Raw genomic sequence first — 25,346 nt, forward strand, 5'->3', positions numbered from 1 at the left:
TTCGCCCCAATCTCCGCCAGTGTCGGCGCTAAAACACGAATCCGCGTCACAATAAAGAAGATTTCGCGCTGCGGCTGTGGGTCGAAGGTCAACTTGCTTTCGATGCGATACCGCGCAGCGCGCGGACCAGGAGCCCACGCGTATCGGCAACCCATCCATCCAACGTTGCAGAACGACGTGGCCGAACGGCAGTGGCAGCAGCCTTCATCCGCTTGTATCGTACCGCCGAGATGCGTGAATCCGACGGGTTCTTCATGGACGGAAGTGGCCGGCAGACCTGCAGCGTGCATCAATCCGTGGCGATTGCTGCCGGGATCAGCCCGCGGAGCGAGTTGCCGACAAAGATGGATTTGGCGATGGCGAGGTCGTGGGGCAGGAGATCTGCCTCCACTGCACGGCCTTGTTCGATAAGCTCGCCGCGCAGGACACCCGGCAGCAGCCCGTTGGCCAGTGCCGGTGTCAGGAGCGGCCTGCCGTTCCCAAGGTCGAGGAAAAGATTGGTTATCGTTCCCTCGCAGAGCTTTCCCTGACCATTGAGCAGGATGACCTCGTCCGCTTCTTCCACGGTGAATTCGAGCCTGGCCGCCTGAAAGACATCGCGCCTGGACGTCTTGTGGCGGAGCAGCGGGTCAGCCGCATCGAGACGCGTGTCCGCCACTCGCAACCTCCAGATCGTCCCGGAAGGGATAGGCTCGAAGGGATGGGAGGTGCATGCGACGTCACCGGCGTGGGAGAGCGTCAGGCGGATGCGCAGCGGCGTTCGTCCGCCGGCAGCGGAAGCGAGCGCATGCTCCACAGCAGGCGTGTCATGCCGGAAGCCCAGCGCGTCGGCCGAGGCTTGCAGCCGTGCGCGGTGACGTTCGATCCGCACGAAACCTGTTGCGGGCTCCCAGCGCAGCGTCTCTATCAATTCGTAGTCAGCGCCGTTCCTGTCGCGTAGCGCGCTTTCAGAAGACATTCCGCATATTCCGCTTCCGCTGATGAATCGAAGACGATACCGCCGCCGACGTTGAAAACCGCATCACCTCCGGAATAGAGCGAAATGGTGCGGATGGCGACGTTGAAGCGCATGCGGCCGCTGGGTTCGATCCACCCGATAGCGCCGCAATAGACATCGCGTGGCCGCCCCTCCAATTCATGCAGGATTTCCATAGCGCGGATTTTCGGCGCGCCGGTGATGGAGCCACAAGGGAAAAGCGCCGCGAAGATCTGGCTGATGGTGGCGTTCGGCAGCAGCTTCGCGCGAACCCGGCTCACCATCTGGTGCACCGTGGCGTAGCTCTCGACCCGGAAGAGTTCCGGAACGTCGAGCGTCCCGACCTCCGTGACCAGAGAAATGTCGTTACGCAGAAGGTCGACGATCATCCGGTTCTCGGCCTGATTCTTCGGATCGTTCTGCAGGAACTCCCTGAGCCGCGCGTCCTCCGCCGGCGTCTTGCCGCGCGGCGCGGTACCCTTCATTGGATGAGTCTCGATCCAGCCGTCGGCTCCGACCTCGAAGAACAACTCGGGCGACCGGGAGAGCACGACGGGATTGCCCAGCGAAACCAGGGCGCCGTATTTTACCCTCTGGCGTGCCGCCAGGGCATGGAAGGCCGCAAGTGGATCGCCGCTCCAGTGGGCGTCGATCGGGAAGGTCAGGTTGGCCTGGTAGCAATCGCCTTCGCGCAGATGCTGGTGCAGGCGTCTGAAGCGTTTTTCGTAAGCCTCGAACGACCATGCCGGTCTGGGATCGAAGACCGGGCCATTGCTCGTCACCCTGCCGGGCGGCGGCAGGGTGTTGTCGGAAGGGCCGTCGAACACGCCGATGCAGGCGAGGGGGGCGCGGCGTCCGGCCGGCAGGATCGGACGGAGCTTGGGTTCGAACAGATAGCCCGCCTCGTAGGAGAAATAGCCGGCGAGCCATTTCCCCTCGGCATGCGCGGCCTCCGCCGCCGCAAGCAGGGCGTCGAACTGCTCGGGCGTGTCGGCGCTCAGGATCGTCGAAGGTCGGTCGAACAGGAGTTCGGCGCCTGTGAAGTCGTCGCGGAAGAGGACGAAGGGGGATGCCGGCATTGCTGTCATCGCGTCTGACGGCATCTGGTTATCAATCGAGCGCTTCGAGTTCGTCGATCAGGCCGCCGATCACCGCGAGCCCGCCCTGCCAGAATCCTGGGTCGCTGGCGTCCAGGCCAAAGGGGGCGAGAAGCTCCGAATGGTGCTTGGTGCCGCCGGCCCTGAGCATCTCGAAATATTTCTCTTGAAATCCCCGTTCCGCATTCTGGTAGACCGCGTAGAGGGAGTTCACCAGGCAGTCGCCGAAGGCGTAGGCATAGACGTAGAAGGGCGAATGGATGAAGTGAGGGATGTAGGACCAGAAGGTCTCGTATCCCTGGCGCAGCTTTATCGCCGGGCCCAGGCTCTCCGCCTGCACCTCCAGCCAGAACTCGCCGATCCTGTCGGCGGTGAGCTCGCCATTGCGCCTCTCGGTGTGCACCTTGCGTTCGAATTCATAGAAGGCGATCTGGCGCACCACCGTGTTGATCATGTCCTCGACCTTCTGGGCGAGCATGGCCTTGCGTTCGCGCCGGTCCGTGGTGCGGTCGAGCAGGGAGCGGAACGTCAGCATCTCGCCGAACACCGAGGCAGTCTCGGCAAGCGTGAGCGGCGTCGCGGACATCAGCGCTCCCTGGCCGCCCGCCAGGACCTGATGGACCCCGTGTCCGAGCTCATGTGCGAGCGTCATCACATCGCGCGGCTTGCCCATATAGTTGAGCAGCACATAGGGATGGACAGACGGTACGGTTGGATGCGCGAAGGCGCCTGGCGCCTTGCCCGGGCGCACCGCCGCGTCGATCCAGCTCTTTTCGAAGAACGTGCCGGCGATTTCCGCCATCTTCGGCGAGAAAGCCGCATAGGCGGAAAGCACCGTGTCCTTGGCCTCGTTCCAGCCGATCGTCGCCTTCGGGGTTTCCGGTAGCGGCGCGTTGCGATCCCAATGGTTCAGCGCGTCCATGCCGAGCCACTTCGCCTTCATGGCGTAATAGCGGTGGGAAAGGCGCGGATAGGCCTCGTGGACGGCCTCGGCGAGGGCGTTCACCACATCGCGCTCGACCCGGTTCGCCAGATGTCGGGAATCGGCGATGTCCTCGAAGCCGCGCCAGCGATCGGAGATCTCCTTGTCCTTGGCCAGCGTGTTGGTGATGAGCGTGAAGGTCCGCAGGTTCTTCTTGAAGGTCTCGGCCAGCGCCTCCGCCGCCTTGCGCCGAACCTCCCCATCTGCGTCCTGGAGCTTGTTCAGCGTCGGCTCGAGCGTCAGCTCTTCCCCGTCGACTTCAAAGCGCAGGTCCGTCATGGTTTCGTCGAAGAGCCGATTCCAGGCGCCGCGGCCCGTCACGGACTTCTCGTGGAAAAGCTGCTCGATGCGATCCTCGAGCTGGTATGGCTTGTCCTTCCTGAGGTCGAGCACCCAGGGGCGATAGTGTCCGAAGGACGGGTCGGCGTCGAGCGCGGCCGCGATCAGCGCGTCGTCGACGAGGTTGAGCTCCAGGGTGAAGAACAGCAGATGCTTGCTGGCATCCGTCATCCGTTCCTGGATGTCGCCATAAAGCTTGGCGCGCTTCGGGTCCGAAGTGTTTCCCGCATAAAGCAGGCCCGCATAAGAGGCGATGCGGCCGATCAGTTCCTCCAGCGCCTCGTATTCGCGCAGAGCCTCGCCGAGGCTCCCGTCCTTGCCTTTCCCCGCCTCGGATGCCAGGCGGCCTTTCCAGCGTGTCTCGAATTCGGCAGCCTGGGCGGCCGCCTTCGCCATGTCCTGGGAGAGTTCCGGCGCTTCCATGCCGGAATAGAGGTCGCCGAGATTCCATTCGGGCAGGCTGCCGAGCGTGGAAGCCTCGGCGGGCTGCGATTTCACCTGGGCGGCGGGCGATGCCGCCGGATTCGAAGCATTGGACATTTCGGGCCTTCCGTTTCGGATCGGCCGACAATCGAACCCGGAAAGGTTTCGTTCACCGGCTTTTTTGAAAGCTTATTTAGAACCCCGTGCGAAGTTGATCCAGACAACAACCATCCGCGTTTCGCCGATTTCCCGTTTTTCATGGCAGGTCCCATCCTCATTGTAGACGACGATCCCGTCCAGCGCCGGCTCCTCGAGGCCGCGGTGACGAGGTTCGGTCACGACACGGTTGTCGTCGACGGCGGTGAAGCGGCACTCGCCGCGCTGGAGCGTTCCCCTGGCCGCGATGCCTCGGTGGTCATCCTCGACCTGATGATGCCGGGCATGAACGGCAACCAGGTCCTGCTGGCGATGCGCGAGCGCGGCTTCGACATGCCGGTGATCGTGCAGACTGCGCAGGGCGGCATCGACACCGTCGTGACCGCGATGCGTGCCGGCGCGTTCGACTTCGTCGTCAAGCCGGCCTCTCCCGACCGCCTCCAGGCTGCGATCGCCAGCGCCCTCAAGGTCGAGGCCGTCGGCGAGCAGAGCCGCCGGGCGCGCAGGCCGTCGGGCGGAGCGATGACCTTCAAGGATCTCGTCACCCGCAGCGAGACCATGGAGCGTGTGATCCGGCTCGGTCGCAAGGCGGCGGCCTCTAACATCCCGATCCTGATCGAGGGCGAATCGGGCGTCGGCAAGGAAATGGTGGCGCGCGCCATCCAGGGATCGGGAGACCGGCGGACCAAGCCCTTCGTGACCGTGAATTGCGGCGCTATTCCCGACAATCTCGTGGAGAGCATCCTGTTCGGCCACGAGAAGGGTGCTTTCACAGGGGCGACGGAAAAACACACGGGAAAGTTCGTCGAAGCCCATTCAGGGACCCTGTTCCTCGACGAGATCGGCGACCTGCCTCCTGATGTCCAGGTCAAGCTGCTGCGCGCCGTGCAGGAAGGAGAGGTCGATCCCGTCGGTGCGCGGTCGACAGTGAAGGTCGACATCAGGCTGATTTCCGCCACGCATCGCAACCTCCTGCAGCAGGTGAAGGACGGAAAGTTCCGGGAAGATCTGTTCTATCGCCTGAATGTCTTTCCCATCTTCGTGCCGCCGCTGCGCGACCGCCGTGATGATATCCCGCTGCTGGTCGGCCATTTCATGACGCGCGTGGGCGCGCCGGGAGTGGGGAGAATCGGGGCGATCTCCGGCGAAGCGCTGTCGCTGCTCCAGGCCTATGACTGGCCGGGCAATGTGCGCCAGCTCGAGAACGCCGTATTGCGGGCTTCCGTCCTCTGCGATGGCGACGTGCTGACAGTAGAGGACTTTCCGCAGATACGGGCCCAAGTCGAGGGGATCGAGCTCGATTTCGTCCCACCGGTGCGCTTGGGAATCCCTGAGGAAGCGATCGAGATCAGGAACGTTGTGCCCCGCGCGGCGCCAATCACGGCGGAGCGCCAGTTCGGCATCCTCCGGGCCTTGGACGATCGTGGCAATGTCCGAACGCTTGCCGATGTCGAACTCGAGATGATCAAGCTCGCCATCGAGCACTACAACGGCCAGATGAGCGAAGTCGCCCGCCGCTTGGGAATCGGCCGCTCGACTCTTTATCGAAAGCTCAGGGAATACGGCATAGACCCGGAGCGGGGGCGCGTCGACCGGCCGAGTTCCTGACGCTCCTCGACTGCTTGCCTGGCGAGGCGCCGGTTGGTTGGTTTCGGCGAATCAACTGTGACATCCGCCACATTTTTCAGTGTAAATATTTCATTTACCTTGATTCGGCCGGTAGCATTTTGGCCAGTTTGCCGCCATTCTCTGACCGCATTTCGGCTTCAATAAGCTCTGATTAACCATTAGGATCGATAGTCGGATGGTGCTTCCAAATCATCCGGGCATCAAATCCGGGGACAAAAACGGCAATCTGTAAGGCCTTTTTGATTTGATCGAGATCGACCTGAAGAATCGCGGACGGAGTCCGAGCGCTACCGTTTGCGCGAAGTGGTTGGCACCCTTGCTGCTTGCGGCAGGCAGTCTCTGCTTGACCGCTCCGGCAGCGACGGCCGAGACCCGTTCGTTGAAGCTCTATTTCATCCATACGGGTGAAAGAGCCGAGATCACCTTCAAGCGAAACGGGCGCTATGACGCCAACGGTCTGAAGCAGATCAACCAGTTCCTTCGCGACTGGCGGCGCAACGAGCCGACCAAGATGGATCCGCGCCTGCTCGATCTGGTGTGGGAAGCGTATAGGGCTGCTGGCTCCAGGGATTACATCCATGTCGTGTCGGCCTACCGCTCGCCGGCTACCAATTCCATGTTGCGCAGCCGCTCGAAGGGCGTTGCCAAGAAAAGCCAGCACATGCTCGGTAAGGCGATGGACTTCTACCTGCCCGACGTGAAGCTGAAGAAGCTGCGCGAGATCGGCCTCAAGATGCAGGGCGGTGGCGTCGGCTACTATCCGACATCCGGTTCGCCTTTCGTGCATTTCGACGTCGGCAATGTCCGGCATTGGCCGAAGATGAGCCGCAAGGAACTGGTCGCGCTCTTCCCCCAGGGCAAGACGCTGCATGTGCCGAGCGACGGCAAGCCGCTGCCCGGTTTCGAGCAGGCGGTCGCCGCCTATGAGGCGCGCCGGAAGTCCGGCGGCACGGCGGTCGCCCTGGCCAGCTCCGGCAGCAGCTCGCGCGGCGGCGGCCTGCTCGCTGCCCTCTTCGGCCGCAGCGCGGACGAGGAGGAAGAAAGCGGCGGCGCCGCGGTGGCCTCCGCTGCCCGTGACCAGGCTCCGGCCCGGAAGCCCGCTCCGCCTCAGAAGTCTGTCGCGGAAGCGAAGCCGGAGCAGCCGGCGAATGGGGACGGAAAGATCCGTATCCTGCCGCCCGAGCTTGCGCGTCCCGTCGAGATTCCTGCCGCCGAGCCGCAGCCGGAGACCATCGTTGCCGCGCTTCCGAGTCGCGATGCGCCGCTGCCGATCGCGGCTCCGCGTCCCCAGATCGATGTGGGCGAGAATGGCGCGCCTCTCGATGAGGCGGCCGCGCAAGTCGCGATGGCCGTTCCGCTTCCGAGCCGTCGGCCCGACTACACGCCGCCGGCCGAACTTACCGCGAAACAGGTCACACAGGTCGCCAGCGCGGAGCCGTCAACGGTCGGGGAGGCGATCGCCGCTGCCGTTCCGCTGCCGACCGGGCGACCCGAGGATGCGCAGGCGAGCCTGATCGCGGCTGCCCTGCCGGATTCCATTTCGGCAGTGCCTGAGACGGCGGCCTATGCGCCGGCCGAACCGGCATCTCTGCAGGTGGCTGCCGCCCCATTTCCTGGGACGGAAGGTTTCGCGACCGCGCCGGAAGAGATCATTCCCGAACCGCAACCCGAGCGCGTCGCCTCCATCCGCGCGACGCCCAAGAGCGCGCTCGCCGGGGGTGGTCCAGGGATTGATCCGGCTTCGGTGCTGGGCGGCGTGAAGACGACGCCGAAGTCGGCCCGCCCCAGCGTTCATGATACCAAGCCTGATCCCAGGCCGATGGTCATCGCGGCGCAACCGCAGGCCGCGCGTTGGGCGCTCGACGGCAATTACATCGCCAACAACACCGATGGCACCAAGGCGCCGTCCTATGCCTACAAGATCGTCTACTCCGCGCCGCGCGAGGTCTACACCGCCGGATTCCAGCAGGGCGACATCCAGGCGCAAGCCAACAAATTCTCGGGTAAGGCTGTCACGTTCCTGTCGGTGGCGCGCTTCAACTGACGGGGGGCACCCCTCATCCGCGACTCGAGGACCCCTCATCCGACCTCGCTTCGCGAGGCCACCTTCTCCCACAAGGGGAGAAGGTGGAGTTTGGCATAGGCACTCCTGCCAATCCCCAACGCCGGCGACTAGCGCGAACGTTGCCGCAGACCTTCCCTTCTCCCCTTGTGGGAGCAGGTGGCCGAGCGAAGCGAGGTCGGATGAAGGGTGGCCGCGAAGTGGCCGGATAGATATTACCCCCTAAGCTTCGAAGCCTCCCGCGCCAGCGCTTCGATTGCATCCCACTGCCCCGCCTTCACCATTTCGTCGGGCGCGACCCATGAGCCGCCCACGCAAATGACATTTGGAAGGCTGAGATAGTCGCGCGCGTTGGTGGCCGACACGCCGCCGGTCGGACAGAAGCGCACGCCGGCAAAAGGCGAGGCGAGTGCCTTCAGGAATGCCGCGCCGCCGGCCTGTTCCGCGGGGAAGAACTTCAGGAAGTCCAGCCCTTCGTCAGCAGCCGCCATGATCTCGGCCGGTGTGATTGCCCCCGGCAGTAGTGGCACGGCGCTGTCGCGAGCCGCGGCATAGAGCTGGCTCGACGCACCTGGGCTGACGATGAAGCGTGAGCCCGCTTGAGCGGCCTGCTCGAATTGCCGGGCATTCAGCGCAGTGCCTGCACCAACCACGGCCTCCTCGACCTCCTGGCTGACGCGGCGAATGGCTTCCAGGGCGTCGGTGGTGCGCAACGTGATCTCGATCATCGGCAACCCGCCGCGCGCGAGCGCCCGCGCCAGCGGCACGGCATGGGCGATATCGGCGATCTTCAGCACCGGTATGATGGGCTGGCCGGCCAGCAGCGAGAGGAGCTTTTCGGTCTTGTTGGGCATGGCTGCACCCCCGCATTTTTCAGGAAACGATTTCAACCGATTAACAGAGCGGGGGCGGCCAGTCCATGGCGCGGCGACGCTTTGCCCGGCAAGGGCATTCTTGCAACGCCGCCGTCCAGGAGCTACGGCAAGGCCATGAAAGCCTCCGCAGCCCCATCCTTCCGCGTAGCCGCGCTTTATCGTTTCGCGCGGCTCGACAACTTCGCCGACCTCCGGGCGCCGCTCGCCGCCTTCTGCTGCGGCCGCGGCATCAAGGGAACCCTGCTTCTTGCTCATGAAGGAATCAACGGCACGGTGGCCGGAAGTACGGAGGCGATCGCGGCACTGATCGATCACCTCAACGGAATCCCGGCCCTGGCCGGCATCGAAGTCAAATACAGCGCGGCTTCGGAAATGCCCTTCCACCGCATGAAGGTGCGGCTGAAGAAGGAGATCGTCACGATGGGCGTGGAGGACATAGACCCGAGCCGGAGCGTGGGCACCTATGTCGAGGCGCGGGACTGGAACGCCCTCGTCTCCGATCCCGACACCATCCTCATTGACACGCGAAACGACTACGAAGTGGCGATCGGGACATTCCAGGGAGCCGTCGATCCGGCGACAGCAAGCTTCCGCGCTTTCCCGCAATGGGTTCGGGACCACCGCGAGGCGCTTGAGGGCCGCAAGGTGGCGATGTTCTGCACCGGCGGCATACGCTGCGAGAAGGCGACGGCCTACGTCAAGTCGCTCGGTATCGACGAGGTGTTCCACCTCAAGGGCGGCATCCTCAGATATCTGGAAGAGATCCCGGCCGAGGAAAGCCTTTGGCAAGGCGAATGCTTTGTTTTCGATGAGCGTGTGTCGGTGAAGCATGGACTAGAGGTCGGCGAGGCCGAACTCTGCCGCGCTTGCCGTCGCCCGCTGACTGATACCGACCGCTCCGGCCCGGAATATCGAGAGGGAATCTCCTGCCGGCATTGCGTCGGCGAGCGCAGCGACGAGGATCGCGCCCGTTACGCCGAACGCCATCGTCAGGTCCAACTTGCCGAAGCGCGCGGGGCGGGAAAGCACATCGGAAGCTGACGGACTTTCGGTTCAAGGCTCCCGGGTCATTGTAATGTCGCGAAGGCTGCATATTTCCCAATGAGCCGGGGAGCCAACCGAGGGAGGTCCAAATGCTCGATCCTAAGAAACTGCTCGACGATTTACTCGGCTCCAAGATACCGGGAACCGACGGTACGGTGCGCGACAAGGCCAATCAGGCTACCCAGCTCGCCAAGGACAATCCGCTGGCCACGGGCGCTCTCGTGGCGGTGCTTCTTGGGACCAGGGCAGGCCGCCAGATCGGCGGGTCGGCGCTGAAGGTGGGCGGCCTCGCGGCAATCGCCGGGCTCGCCTACAAGGCCTATCAGAACTACATGGAAGGCGGCCGGCCGTCTGAAGCCCAGCCTCAGAACGGACAGCCGGAGCTTCTGCCGCCCCCGGCCGACACGGATTTCCACCCCTCGCAGGCTCCCCAGGGCGAAACGGAGTTCGCGCTTATTCTGGTGCGCGCGATGATCGCCGCCGCCAACGCCGATGGCCACATCGACGATGAAGAGCGCAAGAAGATCGTCGAGCGCGCCGATCTTGCCGGGCTCGGTACCGAAGCCCAGGAGTTTCTCGCTGCCGAGACGGCCAAACCCTTGTCGATCGACGATATCGTCGCGGCGGCGCAGACGGATGCGCAAAAGGTCGAGTTGTACACGGCCTCGCGTCTCACCATCGATCCGAATTCCCGCGCTGAGCGCGGCTATCTCGACCTGCTTGCCGGCAGGCTGCAACTGCCGGACGCGCTTGTCGACCATGTCGAGGCGACAGTCTCGTCGGTAAAGACGCAACCCGCTCCGGCGGCACCTTCGCCGAACAGTCCGTGGTAGGCAGCCCTACCGCGGAATCGTCCTCCGGATGAGTCGGGCCAGCGTCGCATTGCGATCCCGCGTGAGCATGGGTTTGAGGAAGCGCATGCGATCGGCGATCAGCAGGCTGGCGATCCCATGCACGGCGGACCACAATGCCGCCGTGTCCAGCATGCCTTCCTCCTCCGTCATGGGATCGGCGCCGCGCAGTTCCGCAATATCGCCAGTCAGGATATGGAAGGCTCGCGCCGCCTGCTCGACCAGTCGGGGATCGTCGGAATCCGGTCGTTCCGAGCCGAAAAGAAGCTTGAAAAGGGCCGGGTTCTCCAGCGCGAAGGCGATGTAGCCGATGCCTGAAGCAACGATCCGGTCGCTGGCATCCTCGGTGGCGAGGGCACGATATTTCTCGAGACTTTGCGTGAGCCGTTCAGCCGCCACGGTGGCCAGCGCGGTCAACATCGCGGCCGTGTCCTTGAAGTGGTGGGCCGGCGCGGCATGCGAGACGCCGGCGCGTCGCGCCACGCCACGAAGGGTGAAACCCTCAAGTCCTTTTTCGCCAAGTTCGATCTCGGCGGCCGTAAGCAGCGCCTGACGGAGGTCGCCATGGTGGTAAGCAGATTTGGTCCGCGTCATTGCTACTCGTACTGCTCACCGCCTTGCCGTTTGCTCGTCGCGGCTTCCTGGACCGGTTTGTCCTGGAGGGATGCCCTTGCCGGAGCCTGCATCGCATCTCGATCTTGACGTTGTCAATGTCCCTGCAGGTTCAGGTTGCCTGACTGCAACCCGACTGCAATGCCGTAATGATCGAAGTTGACGGCAAACGCATCGAAGGAAATACCGATAGATAATTTTCTGAAACAACTTGTCGTTAACCATTTGTTAACCGATAGGATCTATCCTTTGGGTTACTTCGAACCGGCTTTCCTCCTCCCGAGCACGGTTCGAATGACGGGCGGCCTCAATGGCCGCCCTTTTTTGAGCATGACCGCCAATCGTCTTGTCATGGGCGTTCCCATTTGCGATGCGTCATGTCTCGGACGGAGGAAAGACCATGACCAATGAAAGGACGGCAATCGTCACGGGCGCCGGCACCGGTGTGGGCAAGGCGGTCGCCACCGCGCTTTTAGGGCAGGGCTGGAACACGGTGTTTTGCGGCCGCCGGCTCGGCGTTCTCGAAAAGGCGATCGCCGACGCCGGTTCCAGCGAAGGCAAGGCGCTCGCGGTCGCCTGCGATGTATCCAGCGAGAGCCAGGTGGACGAACTGTTCGAGACGGTCGACAAGGCATTCGGGCGGGTCGACCTGCTCTTCAACAATGCGGGAATGGGTTACAAATCGACTCCGATCGACGAAATACCGGTCGATGTCTGGAACGATGTCGTCGGCGTCAACATGACCGGATCGTTCCTCTGCGCCCGCGCCGCGTTCCGCGCGATGCGCAACCAGGCCCCGATGGGCGGCCGTATCATCAACAACGGCTCCGTTTCAGCCTATGCGCCGCGGCCGGGTTCGGTGCCCTATACGATGACCAAACATGCCATTACGGGCCTCACCAAGACGCTGGCCCTTGACGGCCGGCCCTTCGACATCGCCTGCGGCCAGATCGATATCGGCAATGCCTTGACCGACATGGCATCGGCCATGACGGTCGGCGTGCCGCAGGCCAATGGCAGCATTGCACCGGAAGCGGTGATGGATGTCCAAAGGGTGGCCGACGCGGTCCTTCACATGGCCAGCCTGCCGCTCGACGCCAACGTGCTGTTCATGACCGTCATGGCGACCAAGATGCCCTATGTGGGGAGAGGGTAAAGCCTGTGCGATAACCGCTCAATCCTTTCATAGGCCGCGCGTGGACTTGCCTGAGTGGTCAATTCTTACTTCGCCAGGAACCTCTCTATGCGCTCGATGGCGCGAAGGATGTTCTCTTCCGAATTGGCGTAGGAGAGGCGGATATAGCCTTCCCCCAGCACGCCGAAGTCGGGGCCGCCGATCAGCGCCACGCCTGTCTCCTCGAGCAACGCCGAAGCTAGCTTCTTGGCTTTCCATCCGGTGCCGGCAATGTTGGGAAAGGCATAGAACGCGCCTTTGGGCGTGATGCATGAGACGCCGGGCAGGCTGTTCAGCCCCTCCACGACGATTCTGCGGCGCCGGTCGAAGGCCCGCATCATCTTCTCCACGTCGTCCTGGGGACCGTCGATTGCCGCGATGCCGGCGAACTGGCTCGGCGCATTGACGCAGGACCAGCAATTGACCGCAAGCTTGCGGACCTTGTCGTAGAGCTGACTGCTTTCCCTCGAATTCGGCCAGATCGACCAGCCCATGCGCCAGCCGGTCATGGCCCAGGTCTTCGACCAGCCGTTGAGCACGATCAACCGTTCGCGAATCTCGGGGAACTGGAGGAGCGAAGTATGCGTCTCTCCGTTATAGGTCATGACGTCGTAGATCTCGTCCGACAGGATGGCGACGTGCGGATGGGCTTCGAGACCCTTCACCAGCTTCTCGATCTCGGACCGCGGCGTGACGCCGCCGGTCGGATTGGCGGGCGAGTTCAGGATCAGCAGACGCGTTTTCGGCGTGATCAGCCGCAGCGTTTCCTCGGCCGAGAAGGCGAAGCCGTTTTCTTCCCGAATCGGTACGGGAACGGGGGTGGCGCCCGTGAACTCGATCATCGAGCGGTAGATCGGAAAGCCGGGATCTGGGTAGAGGATCTCCGTCCCGGGCTCGCCGAACATGAGGATTGCCGCATACATGGTCGGCTTGCCGCCCGGCAGGATCATCACGCTCTCCGGCGACACCTCCACTCCGGTCGTCGCAAGTGTGCGGCGCACGACCGCCTCGCGTGTCGCCAGAAGCCCGGTTGCCGGTGTGTAGCCGTGATGACCGTCGCGCAAGGCCTTGATCGCCGCCTCGACGATGTGTTGCGGCGTCTTGAAGTCGGGCTGGCCGATGCCGAGATTGATGACGTCCTTGCCCTCGGTGGCGAGCGCCGTGGCGCGCGCCAGAACCGCGAAGGCATTCTCTTCGCCGAGGCGGTCGAAGGCGGCGATGGTTTGGAGCATTACGGGGATCCATCTGGTTCTGTTGCGCGGTCCATGTTTTTGTGAGCCTCTTCGACCAAAAGTCAACGCAAGGGGATGCGCTTGTCCGACGATCTGAATAACTGGCACCCGCGGCCGAGGCCCGAGCGCAAGCTGCTCGAGGGGCGTTATGTTCGCCTGGAGCCCTTCCAGGTCCCTCGCCATGGCGACGGTCTCTACGAGGCGTCCTCTGTGCCGGATGCGGCGCAGAGATTCCGCTGGTTGTTCGACTATCCGCCGGAAAGCCGGGCTGCGTTCCAGCCGTGGCTGGAAAAAGCCGAGGCAAGCGAAGACCCGCTGTTCTTCGCGGTCGTCGACAAGGCGAGCGGCCGGATCGCCGGGCGCCAGACGTTGATGCGCATCGATCCTGCCTACGGCGTGATCGAGATCGGCAACATCTATTGGGGGCCGCTCATTGCGCGCAAACCGGCGGCGACCGAGGCGCAGTTCCTCTTCATGCAATATGTCTTCGATGGGCTCGGCTACCGTCGCTACGAATGGAAATGCAACAATCTGAACGAGCCGTCCAAGCGTGCTGCCCAGCGTTTCGGCTTCAGCTTCGAGGGCGTCTTCCGCCAACATGTCGTGGTCAAGGGTGAGAATCGCGACACGGCGTGGTATTCCGTCATCGACAAGGAATGGCCGTCGCTTCGCCGGGCTTATCAGGAATGGCTCGACCCCGCCAATTTCGATGCCGAGGGCAGGCAGAAGCGGCGGCTGGAAGAGATCAGGGCCGACATCGGCCGATAGGAGAACGCCCATGGCGCATGATCACGGAGGGCTGGCCGGCCACGGCAGCCATGCCGGCCATGTCCATGGAACGTCGGACAAGAAGAGGGTGCTGCTCGTCGCCTGTCTGACCGGCGGCTTCATGATCGCGGAGGCTGCCGGAGGGTTGATTACCGGCTCGCTGGCGCTGGTTGCCGATGCCGGCCACATGCTGACGGATTCGATCGCGCTGTGGCTCGCCTGGTATGCTTTCCATCTGGCGGAGCGTCCGGCGACGGGGCGACTCACCTACGGCTTCGGCCGGGTGAAGACACTGGTTGCCTATACAAATGGCATCACCATCTTCGCAATCGCCCTATGGATCGTCTATGAAGCCGCGCGCCGGCTCATGTCGCCGCCCGAAGTGCTTGCCGGCCCGATGCTGGCCGTCGCCGTGCTCGGGCTCGTGGTGAACATCGCCGGTTTCCTCATCCTGCGGGGCGGCGACCGGGGCAGCCTCAACATGCGTGGCGCCGTGCTCCACGTCCTGGGCGATCTCCTGGGTTCGCTGGCAGCCATCGTCGCCTCGCTCGTCATCCTCGCGACAGGCTGGACGCCGATCGACCCGATCCTTTCCGTGCTGGTCGCAGTGCTCATTCTTTCGACCGCCTGGTCGCTGATGCGGGCCGCCGCCCATGTGCTGCTCGAAGGGGTGCCGCCCGAGCTCGATCGCGACCGGATCGCGGGAGACCTGCAGCGCGCCGTGGCCGGCGTGCGCGAGATCCATCATATGCATGTCTGGTCGCTCGACGGCTCGCGCAACATGGCGACGCTTCATGCCTGTCTGGAGGACGGTACGCAGGCGGACGCCACCATCCGGGCGATCAAGAAGGAGCTTGCATCCAAGCACGGCATAGACCATGCCACGGTGGAGCCGGAATATGGCGTGTGCGCCGATGGTGACCATCGGCATTGAGGAAGGCGGAAGGAAGAGCCGTGCAGACCAGCAATCGCAACTCGGCAATCGCGGCAGCAGTGATCATGGTCGGATTCGGGTTGCTTGCCTTCTATCTGCCCACCATCATGCTGGCGCTTGGAAACGTCTCGACGGTGGCCGCCGGAGCGGTGGCCGTGCTGTTCGTCGCCGCGTTCTTTCTCGTCTTCTGGCTGAGAGGACGCGCCCAGAAGCGTAGGGGAGGTTGACATACGTATCCTGATCACGGGAGCGGCCGGCATGGTCGGCCGCAAGCTCACCGAGCGCCTGGCGCGCGACCGCGTTCTCGCGGGAAAGCCCGTTCTCGCGCTCGACCTGCACGACATCGTGCCGCCGGAAGCGCCGGAGATGCCGAATGTCGCGGTGACGGCCCACACGGGCGACCTTGCCGCGCCCGGCGCGGCTGCGGCACTCGTCGCTTCGCGGCCGGACGTGGTGTTCCATCTCGCAGGCGTCGTGTCGGGCGAGGCGGAAGCCAATTTCGATCTGGGCTACCGCGTCAATCTCGACGGCACACGCGCGCTGTTCGATGCGCTGAGGGAGGCCGGTCACGCGCCACGCGTGGTTTTCACCTCGTCGATCGCCGTGTTCGGCGCACCCTTCCCGGACGTCATTCCTGATGAGTTCCACCCGACCCCGCTCACATCCTACGGAACGCAGAAGCTGATCGGCGAGGCACTGCTCGCCGATTACACGCGACGGGGTTTCTTCGACGGGGTCGGCATTCGCCTGCCGACCATCTGCGTGCGTCCGGGCAAGCCGAACAAGGCCGCGTCCGGTTTCTTCTCGGGCATCATCCGCGAACCGCTCAACGGCCTGCCGGCCGTCTTGCCCGTGCCGCGCTCCGTCGTCCATACACATGCGAGCCCACGCTCGGCGGTGAATTTCCTGATCCATGCCGCCGAGATCGACGGCGACAGGATCGGCCCTCGCCGGAACCTTACCATGCCAGGCGTGGGAGTGAGCGTCGGCGAGCAGATCGAAGCGCTTCACCGCATTGCCGGAGACGCGGTCGCCGGCCTTATCCGTGAGGAGCCCGATCCGACCATCTGGGCGATCGTGCAGAACTGGCCGACGCGCTTCGCGGCGAATCGCGCACGCGAACTCGGCTTCGTCGCGGAAACCAGTTTCGACGAGATCGTTCGCGCCCATATCGACGACGAGTTGGGTGGGAAGGTGGGTTGAGAGCCTAAAGCGTGTCGCTGGCAATCGGATTCGGGTGACACGCTTTAGGTCTTTGTTTTTGCGCATTCTCGCGACGCTGACCGAATCCGGTCGGCTGCGAAATGCTTCTAAACCGAAAGGCTTGCGGCCAGCAGCGTCAGCCCGAGCAGCATGACCAGTGCGGCGCCGCCGATCTCGATGATGGCGTGGACCCTGTTGCCCATGCGCCCGTCGCCGGCGAGGTTCACTGCGACGTTTTTCGCCGTGACGGCGAGGGTGGCCAGCATCGCGACGGTGAGCGCGGTGCCGAGCGCCATGGCTAACACCGACAGCACGCCGCCCGCCCAGAGCCCGTTGAGGAAGGCGAAGGTCAGTACGATCAGCGCGCCCGAACAGGGCCTCACCCCGACAGCGGCCACGGCCGACCAGGTCGTTTTCCAACTGAAGCCGTCGCCTCCCAGCGTTGATGGATCCGGCGCATGGGAATGGCCGCAGGTGGCGCAGACATCACCGGCCGCATGGGCATGGCCATGATGGTGGGCATGGTCATGTCCTTGGTTGTGATGATGGTGGTGGTCGTCGTCGTGATGATGATCGTGTCCGCAACCATGGTCGTGGACGTGAGCATGCGACGCCGACAGGCTTCGCAGGGGCGCGCCGACGAAGCGGGCAGTCAGCAGCGGCCCGGCCTTGCGCCAAAGGAGCCAGGCGCCGAAGGCGGTGATCAGCGCGTAGCTCGCTATCTCCAGGAACCATGTGGCGTTGGTCATGGAAACGGACGTGCCGCGCAGCACCAGGAAAAGCAGGGTCATGAGCAGGATGGCGGTCGCTGCCTGCAGGAAGGCCGAGACGAAGGACAGCATGACGCCGCGTCTCAGCGCAACCTCGTTGGCCAGCATATAGGACGAAATCACCGCCTTGCCGTGCCCGGGACCGGCGGCGTGGAAGACCCCGTAGACGAAGGACAGGCCGACCAGGATCCACAATTGGCTGCCGTCTTGGCGCATCGCCTTCAGCGCGCCGGTCAGTGCGCGATAGAAGGCCTGCTGCTGGACGTTGATCCAGTTCAGCCAGCCGGCGAACAGGCCGGTGGAGGGAAGGGTGGCTTCGTTGGTGCCGATGCCGAGCGAGCTCTGCGCATGCGCGTGCCCGAGAAAATGCGTGAGCACGTAGGCCATGGCAAGCAAGCCGAAGATCACGCGGGTGGTCGTCTTCTTCACGGGCATCATCCCTTGCAGACCAGTTCCAGTTTCGTGGCGAAGATCTTGGACAGGTCCGTTCCGGCCGGGTCGTTGAAGAACTGCTCGGTGAGCGTCGCCTGGTTCTGGGCGATCGCTTCGTCCGGATCGGGCCTTATGACCGTCCGGCTGCAGCTTGCCGGAAGATTCGCGACCTGCATGTAGTCGTCCTCGACAAAGTCGATCGCGGTGTAGAAGGTCGGATCATAGACGCCGAAATTGACCTTGCCGGAAAGCTTGAGCGGATCCTTCGGCTCGGATTCGAAAAGAACGATGAGCTGATCGTTTTCGTAATTCGCCATGAGCTGCGCCGGCGGCTTCATCGCGACGTCCTTGCCGTCGGCAGTCACGATCTGGAAATAGCCGAACTCGGCAAGCGACTTGAAAATCGTGTCGGATACTTCCTGGAGCTCCGCGTCGTCGAGCTTCAGGTCGCCATTCCTGTCGAACTCCATGATGACCGTGCTTGAGAACACGTCGTCGAAACGCCAGAGGTGACGCAGCGATTTCACGGTCGTTCCGTCCTGATCGAGGACGACGTCGAGCCGTGCTTCGGCGAATACGTGCGGGTGCACGCTGGCGGGCGCTGTCGAGAGGAAAAACGCAACGAGTGTGGCGGCCGGGATCGCCCTTCGTCCTGTCAGTCGCATTCCGTCATTGTCCCCGGAGGATGGAACAGCCGAGACACATCACAAACCCGGCGGAATTGGGACGAAAAAATTCCGGAGGCAAAACCGCTACGCACTTTTGCTGAATCGCTTTATCCACGCGACTTGAACCATTGAACGAGATAGTCGACGAAAACCCGGACCTTCGCTGGCAGATACCGGCGGTGCGGATAGACCGCGAAGATACCGCCGCCGGACAAGGCGCGATCGTCGAGGACGGAGACGAGCCGGCCGCTCTCGATTTCCGGCGCGGCGATGAAGTCGGGGAGGATGGCGAAGCCGAGGCCGGCAAGCGCGGCGGCCCTCGTGGCGAGCGGGCTGTTCACCTCGAGCGGGCCGGAGACGGAGACGCTGATCGTCTCTCCGTTTTCGTTCTGGAACGGCCAGTTGGACAGCCACCGGCCATTGGTGTCGATGATGCAGGGCAGAGCGGCGAGATCCTGCGGCCGCTCGGGCCGGCCATGCTTTTCGATGAGCTCGGGGGAGGCGCAAACGCGCACGGAAAACGGAGCGAGCCGGCGCGCGATGAGCGAAGAGCTTTCCAGCCGAGAAATTCGGATCGCGAGATCGAATCCCTCTTCCACGAGATCGACGAAACGGTCGTCGAGGTGGATCTCCAGCACGATATCGGAGTGCTCTCTCGCGAAATCGATCAGCGACTGCCCGATCGGCGCATCGGCGAAGGTCCGCGGGGCGGAAAGCTTGATGCGCCCGCGCACGTCGCCTGAGGATTCGCGCACGGAATCGGCCAGGCTGTCGATCTCGCGGATGATCTCCGAGGCACGTTTGTAGTAGGTGTGGCCCGCTTCTGTGAGCGAGAACTGGCGCGTCGTCCGGTTGAGCAGCAGGGCGCCCAGCTCGTCCTCCAATTCGCGCACATATTTGGATAGCAGCGCCTTGGAGCGGCCAATCTTGCGCGCCGCCGCTGAGAAGCCCTCGGCTTCGACCACGTCGATGAAGGCGCGCATGCGGGTCAGCGTGTCCATGCCAGGAATCCTTGTTCTGCTGTGCGGTGCCGGGCGCCGAGGTGATTCGCGATGACTTGGGACTTGCTCGGTTTCCCCGGGAACGGATCGGTGAGCACCTTGCCATTCAGAAGCAGCCCGGCGGCCGAATGGCAGAATTGCCTAGCGAAAACAAATGCTTGCTCTTTCTTCGCACAAGCGTTCAGCGGCTCGGCTGCTTTCACCATTGTTCAAGACCTCTATACGCCGGAGGCAGGGTTGTTCACCACCGGAGATTTTTCAAGCGGCTGCGCGATTTTTGATTGATTGTGAAAGGCATCCCACCTATATCGCGCCTTGCCCAAAGTCGCACGTGCCTGTGGGCGTCCCCCGACCCTCGAATGGCGAGGCAATCGGGACGGTACCCGGGAGTTAACGAGCCCGGTCGGTTAAGCGGCCAACCGCATAGCCGAGGACGCCTTGAAGCAACGACGGTGCGGGCCTTTCTGGTGTCTGCCGGTTGTCCATAAACCGGGGTTACTGAAGAGGCACACCTTCATTGCCGGCAGTGCGGAACGGGCCTCCCAATCCAAGCCAAGGCAGACAAAGCGAGTATAGCCGTATGGCTCTGCTCATCGTCGCGTGGTCACGCGTTCATGGTTCCGGGGTCTCCACCGGCTGGCGCCATGGGCATGCGATCGCGCCCTTTGTCCACCAGCGTGTTCGCAGGCTGCCGCCCGCGTTCCGCAACCCTTTTGTGCGCCCTGTAAAGGGGACTTGGAGAGACCGATGGCCACGCAGCGTATCCTCGATTTCCTCGCCACCCGACGCCCGAACGGGCCTTGCCTCGTCGTCGATCTCGACGTCGTGCGCGACAATTATTGCGCCTTCGAGAAGGCCTTGCCTGATTCCGCGATCTACTATGCGGTGAAGGCGAACCCGGCGCCGGAAATCCTGCGGCTGCTGGCGGCAATGGGCTCCTGCTTCGACACGGCCTCTGTCGCCGAGATCGAGATGGCGATGGATGCAGGCGCTCTCGCCGATCGGATCTCCTTCGGCAACACCATCAAGAAGGAACGCGATATCGCGCGTGCCTACCAGCTCGGCATCCGCCTTTTCGCCGTCGACAGCGCCGAAGAGGTCGAGAAGATCGCGCGCGCCGCGCCGGGTTCGCGCGTGTTCTGCCGCGTGCTGACCGACGGCGCGGGCGCCGAATGGCCGCTGTCGCGCAAATTCGGCTGCGTGCCGGCCATGGCGGTCGACGTACTGCGTCACGCGGCTTCGCTCGGTCTCGACGCCTATGGCGTGTCCTTCCACGTGGGTTCCCAGCAGACCGATCTCTCGGCCTGGGATCGCGCGCTGGGCGACGCCAAGCAGGTCTTCCAGGCGCTCGGCGCGGAAGGCATCACGCTCAGGATGGTCAACATGGGCGGTGGCTTCCCGACCCGCTACCTGAAGGACGTGCCGGCGGCGCAGGCTTATGGCCAGGCGATCTTCAGCGCACTCCGCAAGCATTTCGGCAACGCGATCCCGGAGACCATCATCGAGCCGGGCCGCGGCATGGTCGGCAATGCCGGCGTGATCAAGTCGGAAGTCGTCCTGATCTCCAAGAAGGCGGACAACGACAATCTGCGCTGGGTATTCCTCGACATCGGCAAGTTCGGCGGGCTCGCCGAGACCATGGACGAGGCGATCCGCTATCCGATCGTTACGCCTCGGGATGGCGACGCCGTGGCGCCTTGCGTGCTCGCCGGTCCGACCTGCGATTCGGCGGATGTGATGTACGAGAAGACGCCTTACCCGCTGCCTCTGTCGCTCACCATCGGCGATGAGGTGCTGATCGAGGGGACGGGCGCCTACACGACGACCTATTCCTCGGTCGCCTTCAACGGCTTCGAGCCTCTCCGATCCTACGTGATCTGACGGCTCTTCCGGTATCGGCCCCCAGGGCCGATACCTGGGCCGTTCAGATCACCCGGCTGCGCGCAGGACTGCGCGCACCGGTTCGCTCGTGGAAACAATTCCGCAGGTGAAGGGTCGCGGATATGGAAATCACTGCCGTTAAAACTCCCGCTGGCAACGCCGCCAGTTTCATCATCGCCGCCGAAACGCCCGCTGACGTCGCTCAGCGCGAGACGTTGCTCGACCGCGCCATGGGCCCCGGCCGCAAGCGCAAATCGTCGGAAAAGCTGCGCCGCGGCCGGAAGCCCTCGGAAGGACTTGCCTTCATTGCCCGTAGCACTTCCGGCGGCGTGATCGGGACCGTGCGCCTGTGGGATGTGTCGTTTGCGCAGGGCGAGAAGGAAGGCTCGGCACTCCTTCTCGGTCCGCTGGCAGTCGACCCGGCTCATGCCGGCGGCGGCATCGGTGCAGCCTTGATGCGCCACGCCATCGAAGAAGCCGCTCGGCTCGGCCACCGCGCGATCCTGCTGGTGGGCGATGCGCCCTACTATGCGCGCTTCGGTTTCTCGGCGGACAAGACCACCGGCCTCGCCATGCCCGGCCCCTATGAGAGGGCCCGTTTCCTGGCACTGGAATTGGAGCTGGACGCGCTCGACGGCGCTCGCGGCACGCTCAAGGCTAACGGCCGTCGTGTGAAAAGCGGCGGCATGCAACTCGCCGCCTGATCCTCAATTCATCTTGCCCCAGCCTCCGCCCCTGCCTCGGGGGTCGCACAGTCCGGCAGCGTCTACCGCCCCGCCGCAATTGAGCCGGCCGCGCGGCAAGGTACGGGATTGCACGCGTGGCGGCTCGGGTTGGGGCTGAGGCTGGACCACGACCGGGTCGGGACGCGGGCCAGCGTAGTCGGGCCGGGATGGCCTCGGATAATCGGGCCGCGCGGCATAGTCGGGGCGCCTCGGACGCTCGTATCGCCGCTCGTATCGCCGGTCGTACCGCCGATAGTAAGAACGATCATACCGATCATACCGATCGTAGCGAGGATAATATCCGCCGTAGTAGGGGTCGGGATAACGATCGCCATAGACCACCGGTCCGCCCAAACCGACTTCGCCGTAATAGCCCTCGACGCAACCCGAGAGGAAAAACGCCGCGGCGAGGACTGCCGACGCGGCAACAATTCTCGTCTTCATCAATCGTCCTCCCTCATCCGCACCATCGAAATAAGCTGCGGTCGCACTGGCGGCGCTGCCACTGGGAAACAGTTTAAGCCGGAAATGGTTCAAACAGAAAAGCCCGGACTGGCCGGGCTTTCCAAACATGTCCAGGGTTGACAGTGGTCAGAGCAATTGGCTGAGCGCCATGGCGACGCTCATGTCACCTTCGATCTTCAGCTTGCCCGTCATGAAAGCCGTGGTCGGATTGAGGTCGCCGGCAATAAGCGATTCGAGGTCGTCCAGCGAAAGCTTGATGGTGCAGTCGGCCGGTGCGTCCGACGTCGAGATGCTCGAGCCGTCGATGACGATGACGCCATCCGAACCGGTGTCAAACTTGACCGAGCGGTCGAAGCCGGCGCTGGCGACACGGTCCTTGAGCTTAGCGGCGATGTCCTGGATGGCCATGATTTATCCTTTGTTGCTGTTTCCGGTCGATCTGCGCGGCGGAGACTTTACAACAAATCCACCCCCGCGGACGAGCCTCGCATATAGCGGCGGATTGACGTTTACGTCAACGTGACTTAGCTTCCCGTCCGGAGGAGAATGCCAGTCATGGGTTACGGGAGTATTCTGCGCGACGGCTGCTTTGCGGGCGAGATACATGTCGTCACGGGCGGCGGCAGCGGCATCGGGCGTTGCGTCGCTCACGAACTCGCCAGCCTCGGCGCTCAGGTCGTCATCATCGGCCGCAGGCAAGAGAAACTCGACCGCGTCCTTGCGGAAATCGCGGAGGATGGCGGCAAGGCCGAAGCCTATGCCTTCGACATACGCGACGAGGGCGCGGTGAAGACGGCAATCGCTGCGATCGTCGGTCGGCACGGCCGCATCCACGGCCTCATCAACAATGCGGGGGGCCAGTTTCCGGCGCCGCTCGCCGCCATTTCGAAGAAGGGTTTCGAAGCCGTCGTCGCGAATAACCTGACCGGTGGTTTCCTCATGATGCGCGAGACGTATCTGCAATCCATGCAGATGCATGGAGGTGCGATCGTCAACATGGCCGCCGACATGTGGCGCGGCATGCCGGGCATGGCACACTCGGGTGCGGCACGGGCCGGGATGGTGAATTTGACGAAATCGGCCGCCTACGAATGGGCGCCCGCCGGGGTGAGAGTCAATTGCGTCGCTCCGGGCTGGATCGCTTCGTCGGGCATGGACACCTATGATGGATCGACCCGTGCGCTCATTCCCCAACTCGGGAAACACGTGCCGATCGGGCGCATCGGATCGGAGGCCGAGGTCTCGGGGGTGATCTGTTTCCTGCTGTCGCCGGCCGCCTCCTTCGTGACCGGCATTACCGTGCCGATCGACGGCGGCGCGCCTCTTGGCTCGGCCCTGTTTCCGATCGGCAAAGGCCGGGGTGTCGCGCCGTTCGACGGCTTCCATCGCGCGACCACCCCGCAGGTCCTGTCGGGAGACGATGCCTGATGGCTATCATGAGCTCCGCGCTCGACCCGCGTTCGCAAGGCTTTCGTGCGAATGTCGCGGCCATGGCAGAGAAGCTCGCCAGGGTGCGTGCGCTCGAAGAGGCCGTGCGCAACAATTCCGCTTCCAAGAAGGAACGTTTCGCCGCACGCGGTCAGATCCTGCCGCGCGAGAGGGTGGAAAGACTGCTTGATCGGGGCGCCCCTTTCATCGAGCTTTCCACGCTTGCCGGCTACAAGATGCACGACGACGACGGCGGCAAGAACATCATGGGTGGTGGAACCATCGCCGGCATTGGTGTCGTCGCGGGCAAGCGCTGTGTCGTCTCGGCCTCCGACAGCGCCATCAAAGGCGGCACGGTCCCGCCGATCGGTTTGAAGAAGGCGCTCCGGCTGCACGAGATCGCTTTCGAAAACAGGCTGCCGCTCGTCTATCTGGTCGAGAGTGGCGGAGCGAACCTGCTGTATCAGTCGGAAATGTTCGTCGAGGGCGGGCGCTCCTTTGCCAACCAGGCGCGGCTCTCCGCGGCGGGGATTCCCCAGCTTGCCATCGTTCATGGCTCTTCGACGGCAGGTGGAGCCTATCTTCCCGGTCTCTCCGATTACGTCGTCCTGGTGCGCAAGCGCTCCAAGATCTTCCTGGCGGGACCGCCGCTGGTAAAAGCCGCGATCGGCGAGGATGCCGAGGACGAGGATCTCGGCGGCGCCGACCTGCATGGTCGCGTCACGGGGCTCGGAGAATATGTGGCGCAAGACGATGTGCAGGCGCTCGCCATCGGCCGCGAGATCATGCGCAATCTTGGCTGGGACAGTGTGGAAGCGGCTGTCTCCGGCGAGGCGCCGCTTTTCGACCGGGAAGAACTGCTGGGCGTCGTGCCGGCTGACGACAAGACCCCTTTCGACATGCGCGAAATCGTTGCCCGCATCGTGGATGGCTCGGCATGGCTGGAGTTCAAGGCCGAATACGGACCGGACACGCTCTGCGGCCACGCCGCCGTCGATGGCCGCAAGGTCGGCATCATCGCCAACAACGGCCCGATCATGCCCAACGGATCGGTGAAGGCGGCGCAATTCATCCAGCTCTGCGACCAGGCCGGCACGCCGCTGGTCTTCCTGCAGAACACGACCGGCTACATGGTAGGGTCCGCGGCCGAGCGCGACGGCGCGATCAAGCATGGATCGAAGATGATCCAGGCCGTCGCCAATGCGCGCGTCCCGAAATTCACCTTCGTCATCGGGGGGTCCTACGGCGCGGGCAATTACGGCATGTGCGGGCGCGGCTTCTCGCCCCGCTTCATCTTCTCCTGGCCGTCGGCGCGCACCGCCGTCATGGGAGGCGAGCAGGCTGCCAGGGTGATGGAGATTGTGACGCGCGGCAAGGCGGCACGCGAAAGGGCTCCGGTCGACGAAGCCGCGCTGGAGAAGATGTCGCGGCAAATCAGGGCAGGGATCGAGGCGCAGTCGGATGCCCTCTTCGCCACAGCCCGGCTGTGGGACGACGGCATTATCGATCCGCGCGACACACGCCGGATCCTGTCGATGTGTCTGGCGATCGCCGAGGAGGGCGAACGCCGTCAACTGAGGCCGAACACGTTCGGCATCGCCAGGATGTAGAATCAAGGG

General features: G+C 63.7%; 25 protein-coding genes. 14 read left to right on the top strand and 11 right to left on the bottom strand.

The features are described 5' to 3' along the window. Positions 1 to 289 precede the first annotated feature (289 nt). Genes ACCO56_RS05465 through ACCO56_RS05475 form a run of 3 tightly spaced genes read right to left on the bottom strand, consistent with a single transcriptional unit; the run spans position 290 to position 3,934 of the window. Complete coding sequence (locus ACCO56_RS05465) at positions 290 to 958, bottom strand: aminotransferase class IV family protein (protein ID WP_433638487.1); 669 nt, start codon at positions 956 to 958, stop codon at positions 290 to 292. Next, the gene (locus ACCO56_RS05470; RefSeq protein ID WP_433639770.1) at positions 907 to 2,064 is read right to left on the bottom strand and encodes an aminodeoxychorismate synthase component I; all 1,158 of its coding nucleotides are present in this window, start codon (positions 2,062 to 2,064) and stop codon (positions 907 to 909) included. Before ACCO56_RS05470 ends, ACCO56_RS05465 begins: the two co-directional genes overlap by 52 nt. 22 nt (positions 2,065 to 2,086) lie before the next feature. Then, on the bottom strand, positions 2,087 to 3,934 hold the full coding sequence (locus ACCO56_RS05475; RefSeq protein ID WP_433638488.1) for a M3 family oligoendopeptidase: 1,848 nt from the start codon (positions 3,932 to 3,934) through the stop codon (positions 2,087 to 2,089). Positions 3,935 to 4,075: 141 nt separating this feature from the next. On the opposite strand from ACCO56_RS05475, the gene ACCO56_RS05480 reads away from it, so the two are divergent. Then, positions 4,076 to 5,581 carry a sigma-54-dependent transcriptional regulator gene (locus tag ACCO56_RS05480; RefSeq protein ID WP_433638490.1) on the top strand — a complete coding sequence of 502 codons (1,506 nt, stop codon included), beginning with the start codon at positions 4,076 to 4,078 and terminating at the stop codon, positions 5,579 to 5,581. A 364-nt stretch (positions 5,582 to 5,945) separates the two neighbouring features. Beyond that, positions 5,946 to 7,646, top strand: coding sequence for a DUF882 domain-containing protein (locus tag ACCO56_RS05485; RefSeq protein WP_433638491.1), 1,701 nt, complete (start codon positions 5,946 to 5,948; stop codon positions 7,644 to 7,646). A gap of 233 nt (positions 7,647 to 7,879) precedes the next feature. Here the strand turns inward: ACCO56_RS05485 and ACCO56_RS05490 are convergent, their stop codons facing one another. Continuing rightward, positions 7,880 to 8,518 (bottom strand): 2-dehydro-3-deoxy-phosphogluconate aldolase, encoded by a 639-nt coding sequence (locus ACCO56_RS05490; RefSeq protein WP_433638494.1) that lies wholly within the window; start codon positions 8,516 to 8,518, stop codon positions 7,880 to 7,882. Between the two features lie 135 nt (positions 8,519 to 8,653). On the opposite strand from ACCO56_RS05490, the gene ACCO56_RS05495 reads away from it, so the two are divergent. Both ACCO56_RS05495 and ACCO56_RS05500 read left to right on the top strand, forming a co-directional pair. Next, the gene (locus ACCO56_RS05495) at positions 8,654 to 9,580 is read left to right on the top strand and encodes a rhodanese-related sulfurtransferase (protein WP_433638495.1); all 927 of its coding nucleotides are present in this window, start codon (positions 8,654 to 8,656) and stop codon (positions 9,578 to 9,580) included. A gap of 92 nt (positions 9,581 to 9,672) precedes the next feature. Then, the gene (locus ACCO56_RS05500) at positions 9,673 to 10,416 is read left to right on the top strand and encodes a tellurite resistance TerB family protein (RefSeq protein WP_433638498.1); all 744 of its coding nucleotides are present in this window, start codon (positions 9,673 to 9,675) and stop codon (positions 10,414 to 10,416) included. A gap of 6 nt (positions 10,417 to 10,422) precedes the next feature. On the opposite strand, the gene ACCO56_RS05505 is transcribed toward ACCO56_RS05500, so the two are convergent. Next, the gene (locus ACCO56_RS05505) at positions 10,423 to 11,028 is read right to left on the bottom strand and encodes a TetR/AcrR family transcriptional regulator (RefSeq protein ID WP_433638500.1); all 606 of its coding nucleotides are present in this window, start codon (positions 11,026 to 11,028) and stop codon (positions 10,423 to 10,425) included. A gap of 418 nt (positions 11,029 to 11,446) precedes the next feature. On the opposite strand from ACCO56_RS05505, the gene ACCO56_RS05510 reads away from it, so the two are divergent. After that, a complete protein-coding gene (locus ACCO56_RS05510) occupies positions 11,447 to 12,202 on the top strand; it encodes an SDR family oxidoreductase (RefSeq protein ID WP_433638501.1) in 756 nt (251 codons plus the stop codon). 65 nt (positions 12,203 to 12,267) lie between these two features. Here ACCO56_RS05510 and ACCO56_RS05515 read toward each other — a convergent pair whose 3' ends face one another. Next, positions 12,268 to 13,452, bottom strand: a complete 1,185-nt coding sequence (locus ACCO56_RS05515) for a pyridoxal phosphate-dependent aminotransferase (protein WP_433638502.1) — start codon at positions 13,450 to 13,452, stop codon at positions 12,268 to 12,270. Between the two features lie 75 nt (positions 13,453 to 13,527). On the opposite strand from ACCO56_RS05515, the gene ACCO56_RS05520 reads away from it, so the two are divergent. Genes ACCO56_RS05520 through denD form a run of 4 tightly spaced genes read left to right on the top strand, consistent with a single transcriptional unit; the run spans position 13,528 to position 16,357 of the window. After that, positions 13,528 to 14,220, top strand: coding sequence for a GNAT family N-acetyltransferase (locus ACCO56_RS05520; RefSeq protein WP_433638504.1), 693 nt, complete (start codon positions 13,528 to 13,530; stop codon positions 14,218 to 14,220). Between the two features lie 10 nt (positions 14,221 to 14,230). Next, on the top strand, positions 14,231 to 15,154 hold the full coding sequence (locus ACCO56_RS05525; protein WP_433638506.1) for a cation diffusion facilitator family transporter: 924 nt from the start codon (positions 14,231 to 14,233) through the stop codon (positions 15,152 to 15,154). Between the two features lie 20 nt (positions 15,155 to 15,174). Further along, entirely contained in the window at positions 15,175 to 15,381 is a 207-nt protein-coding gene (locus ACCO56_RS05530; protein WP_433639856.1) for a hypothetical protein, read from the top strand. Position 15,382: 1 nt separating this feature from the next. Then, on the top strand, positions 15,383 to 16,357 hold the full coding sequence (gene denD, locus ACCO56_RS05535; protein ID WP_433639772.1) for a D-erythronate dehydrogenase: 975 nt from the start codon (positions 15,383 to 15,385) through the stop codon (positions 16,355 to 16,357). Between the two features lie 107 nt (positions 16,358 to 16,464). On the opposite strand, the gene ACCO56_RS05540 is transcribed toward denD, so the two are convergent. From ACCO56_RS05540 to ACCO56_RS05550, 3 genes are all read right to left on the bottom strand, one after another. After that, positions 16,465 to 17,565 (bottom strand): nickel/cobalt transporter, encoded by a 1,101-nt coding sequence (locus tag ACCO56_RS05540; protein ID WP_433638508.1) that lies wholly within the window; start codon positions 17,563 to 17,565, stop codon positions 16,465 to 16,467. Next, positions 17,562 to 18,224 (bottom strand): DUF1007 family protein, encoded by a 663-nt coding sequence (locus ACCO56_RS05545; RefSeq protein ID WP_433638510.1) that lies wholly within the window; start codon positions 18,222 to 18,224, stop codon positions 17,562 to 17,564. The genes ACCO56_RS05540 and ACCO56_RS05545 overlap by 4 nt, the downstream gene beginning before the upstream one ends. 110 nt (positions 18,225 to 18,334) lie before the next feature. Then, positions 18,335 to 19,228 carry a LysR family transcriptional regulator gene (locus ACCO56_RS05550; protein ID WP_433638511.1) on the bottom strand — a complete coding sequence of 298 codons (894 nt, stop codon included), beginning with the start codon at positions 19,226 to 19,228 and terminating at the stop codon, positions 18,335 to 18,337. Positions 19,229 to 19,318: 90 nt separating this feature from the next. On the opposite strand from ACCO56_RS05550, the gene ACCO56_RS05555 reads away from it, so the two are divergent. From ACCO56_RS05555 to ACCO56_RS05565, 3 genes are all read left to right on the top strand, one after another. Further along, positions 19,319 to 19,513 carry a hypothetical protein gene (locus ACCO56_RS05555; RefSeq protein WP_433638512.1) on the top strand — a complete coding sequence of 65 codons (195 nt, stop codon included), beginning with the start codon at positions 19,319 to 19,321 and terminating at the stop codon, positions 19,511 to 19,513. A gap of 462 nt (positions 19,514 to 19,975) precedes the next feature. Next, positions 19,976 to 21,109: an ornithine/lysine decarboxylase gene (odc2, locus tag ACCO56_RS05560; RefSeq protein WP_433638514.1), complete on the top strand. Its 1,134-nt coding sequence runs from the start codon at positions 19,976 to 19,978 to the stop codon at positions 21,107 to 21,109. 122 nt (positions 21,110 to 21,231) lie between these two features. Then, positions 21,232 to 21,813 carry a GNAT family N-acetyltransferase gene (locus ACCO56_RS05565; protein ID WP_433638515.1) on the top strand — a complete coding sequence of 194 codons (582 nt, stop codon included), beginning with the start codon at positions 21,232 to 21,234 and terminating at the stop codon, positions 21,811 to 21,813. A 3-nt stretch (positions 21,814 to 21,816) separates the two neighbouring features. Here ACCO56_RS05565 and ACCO56_RS05570 read toward each other — a convergent pair whose 3' ends face one another. Both ACCO56_RS05570 and ACCO56_RS05575 read right to left on the bottom strand, forming a co-directional pair. Continuing rightward, entirely contained in the window at positions 21,817 to 22,278 is a 462-nt protein-coding gene (locus ACCO56_RS05570) for a hypothetical protein (RefSeq protein WP_433638517.1), read from the bottom strand. Positions 22,279 to 22,425: 147 nt separating this feature from the next. Further along, entirely contained in the window at positions 22,426 to 22,707 is a 282-nt protein-coding gene (locus ACCO56_RS05575; protein WP_433638518.1) for an SCP2 sterol-binding domain-containing protein, read from the bottom strand. A 147-nt stretch (positions 22,708 to 22,854) separates the two neighbouring features. On the opposite strand from ACCO56_RS05575, the gene ACCO56_RS05580 reads away from it, so the two are divergent. Continuing rightward, the gene (locus ACCO56_RS05580) at positions 22,855 to 23,727 is read left to right on the top strand and encodes an SDR family oxidoreductase (RefSeq protein ID WP_433638519.1); all 873 of its coding nucleotides are present in this window, start codon (positions 22,855 to 22,857) and stop codon (positions 23,725 to 23,727) included. Continuing rightward, a complete protein-coding gene (locus ACCO56_RS05585) occupies positions 23,727 to 25,337 on the top strand; it encodes an acyl-CoA carboxylase subunit beta (protein WP_433638520.1) in 1,611 nt (536 codons plus the stop codon). The genes ACCO56_RS05580 and ACCO56_RS05585 overlap by 1 nt, the downstream gene beginning before the upstream one ends. The last annotated feature ends 9 nt before the right edge of the window (positions 25,338 to 25,346 follow it).

It is taken from the genome of Mesorhizobium sp. 1B3, assembly GCF_050958605.1.
Lineage (GTDB): Bacteria > Pseudomonadota > Alphaproteobacteria > Rhizobiales > Rhizobiaceae.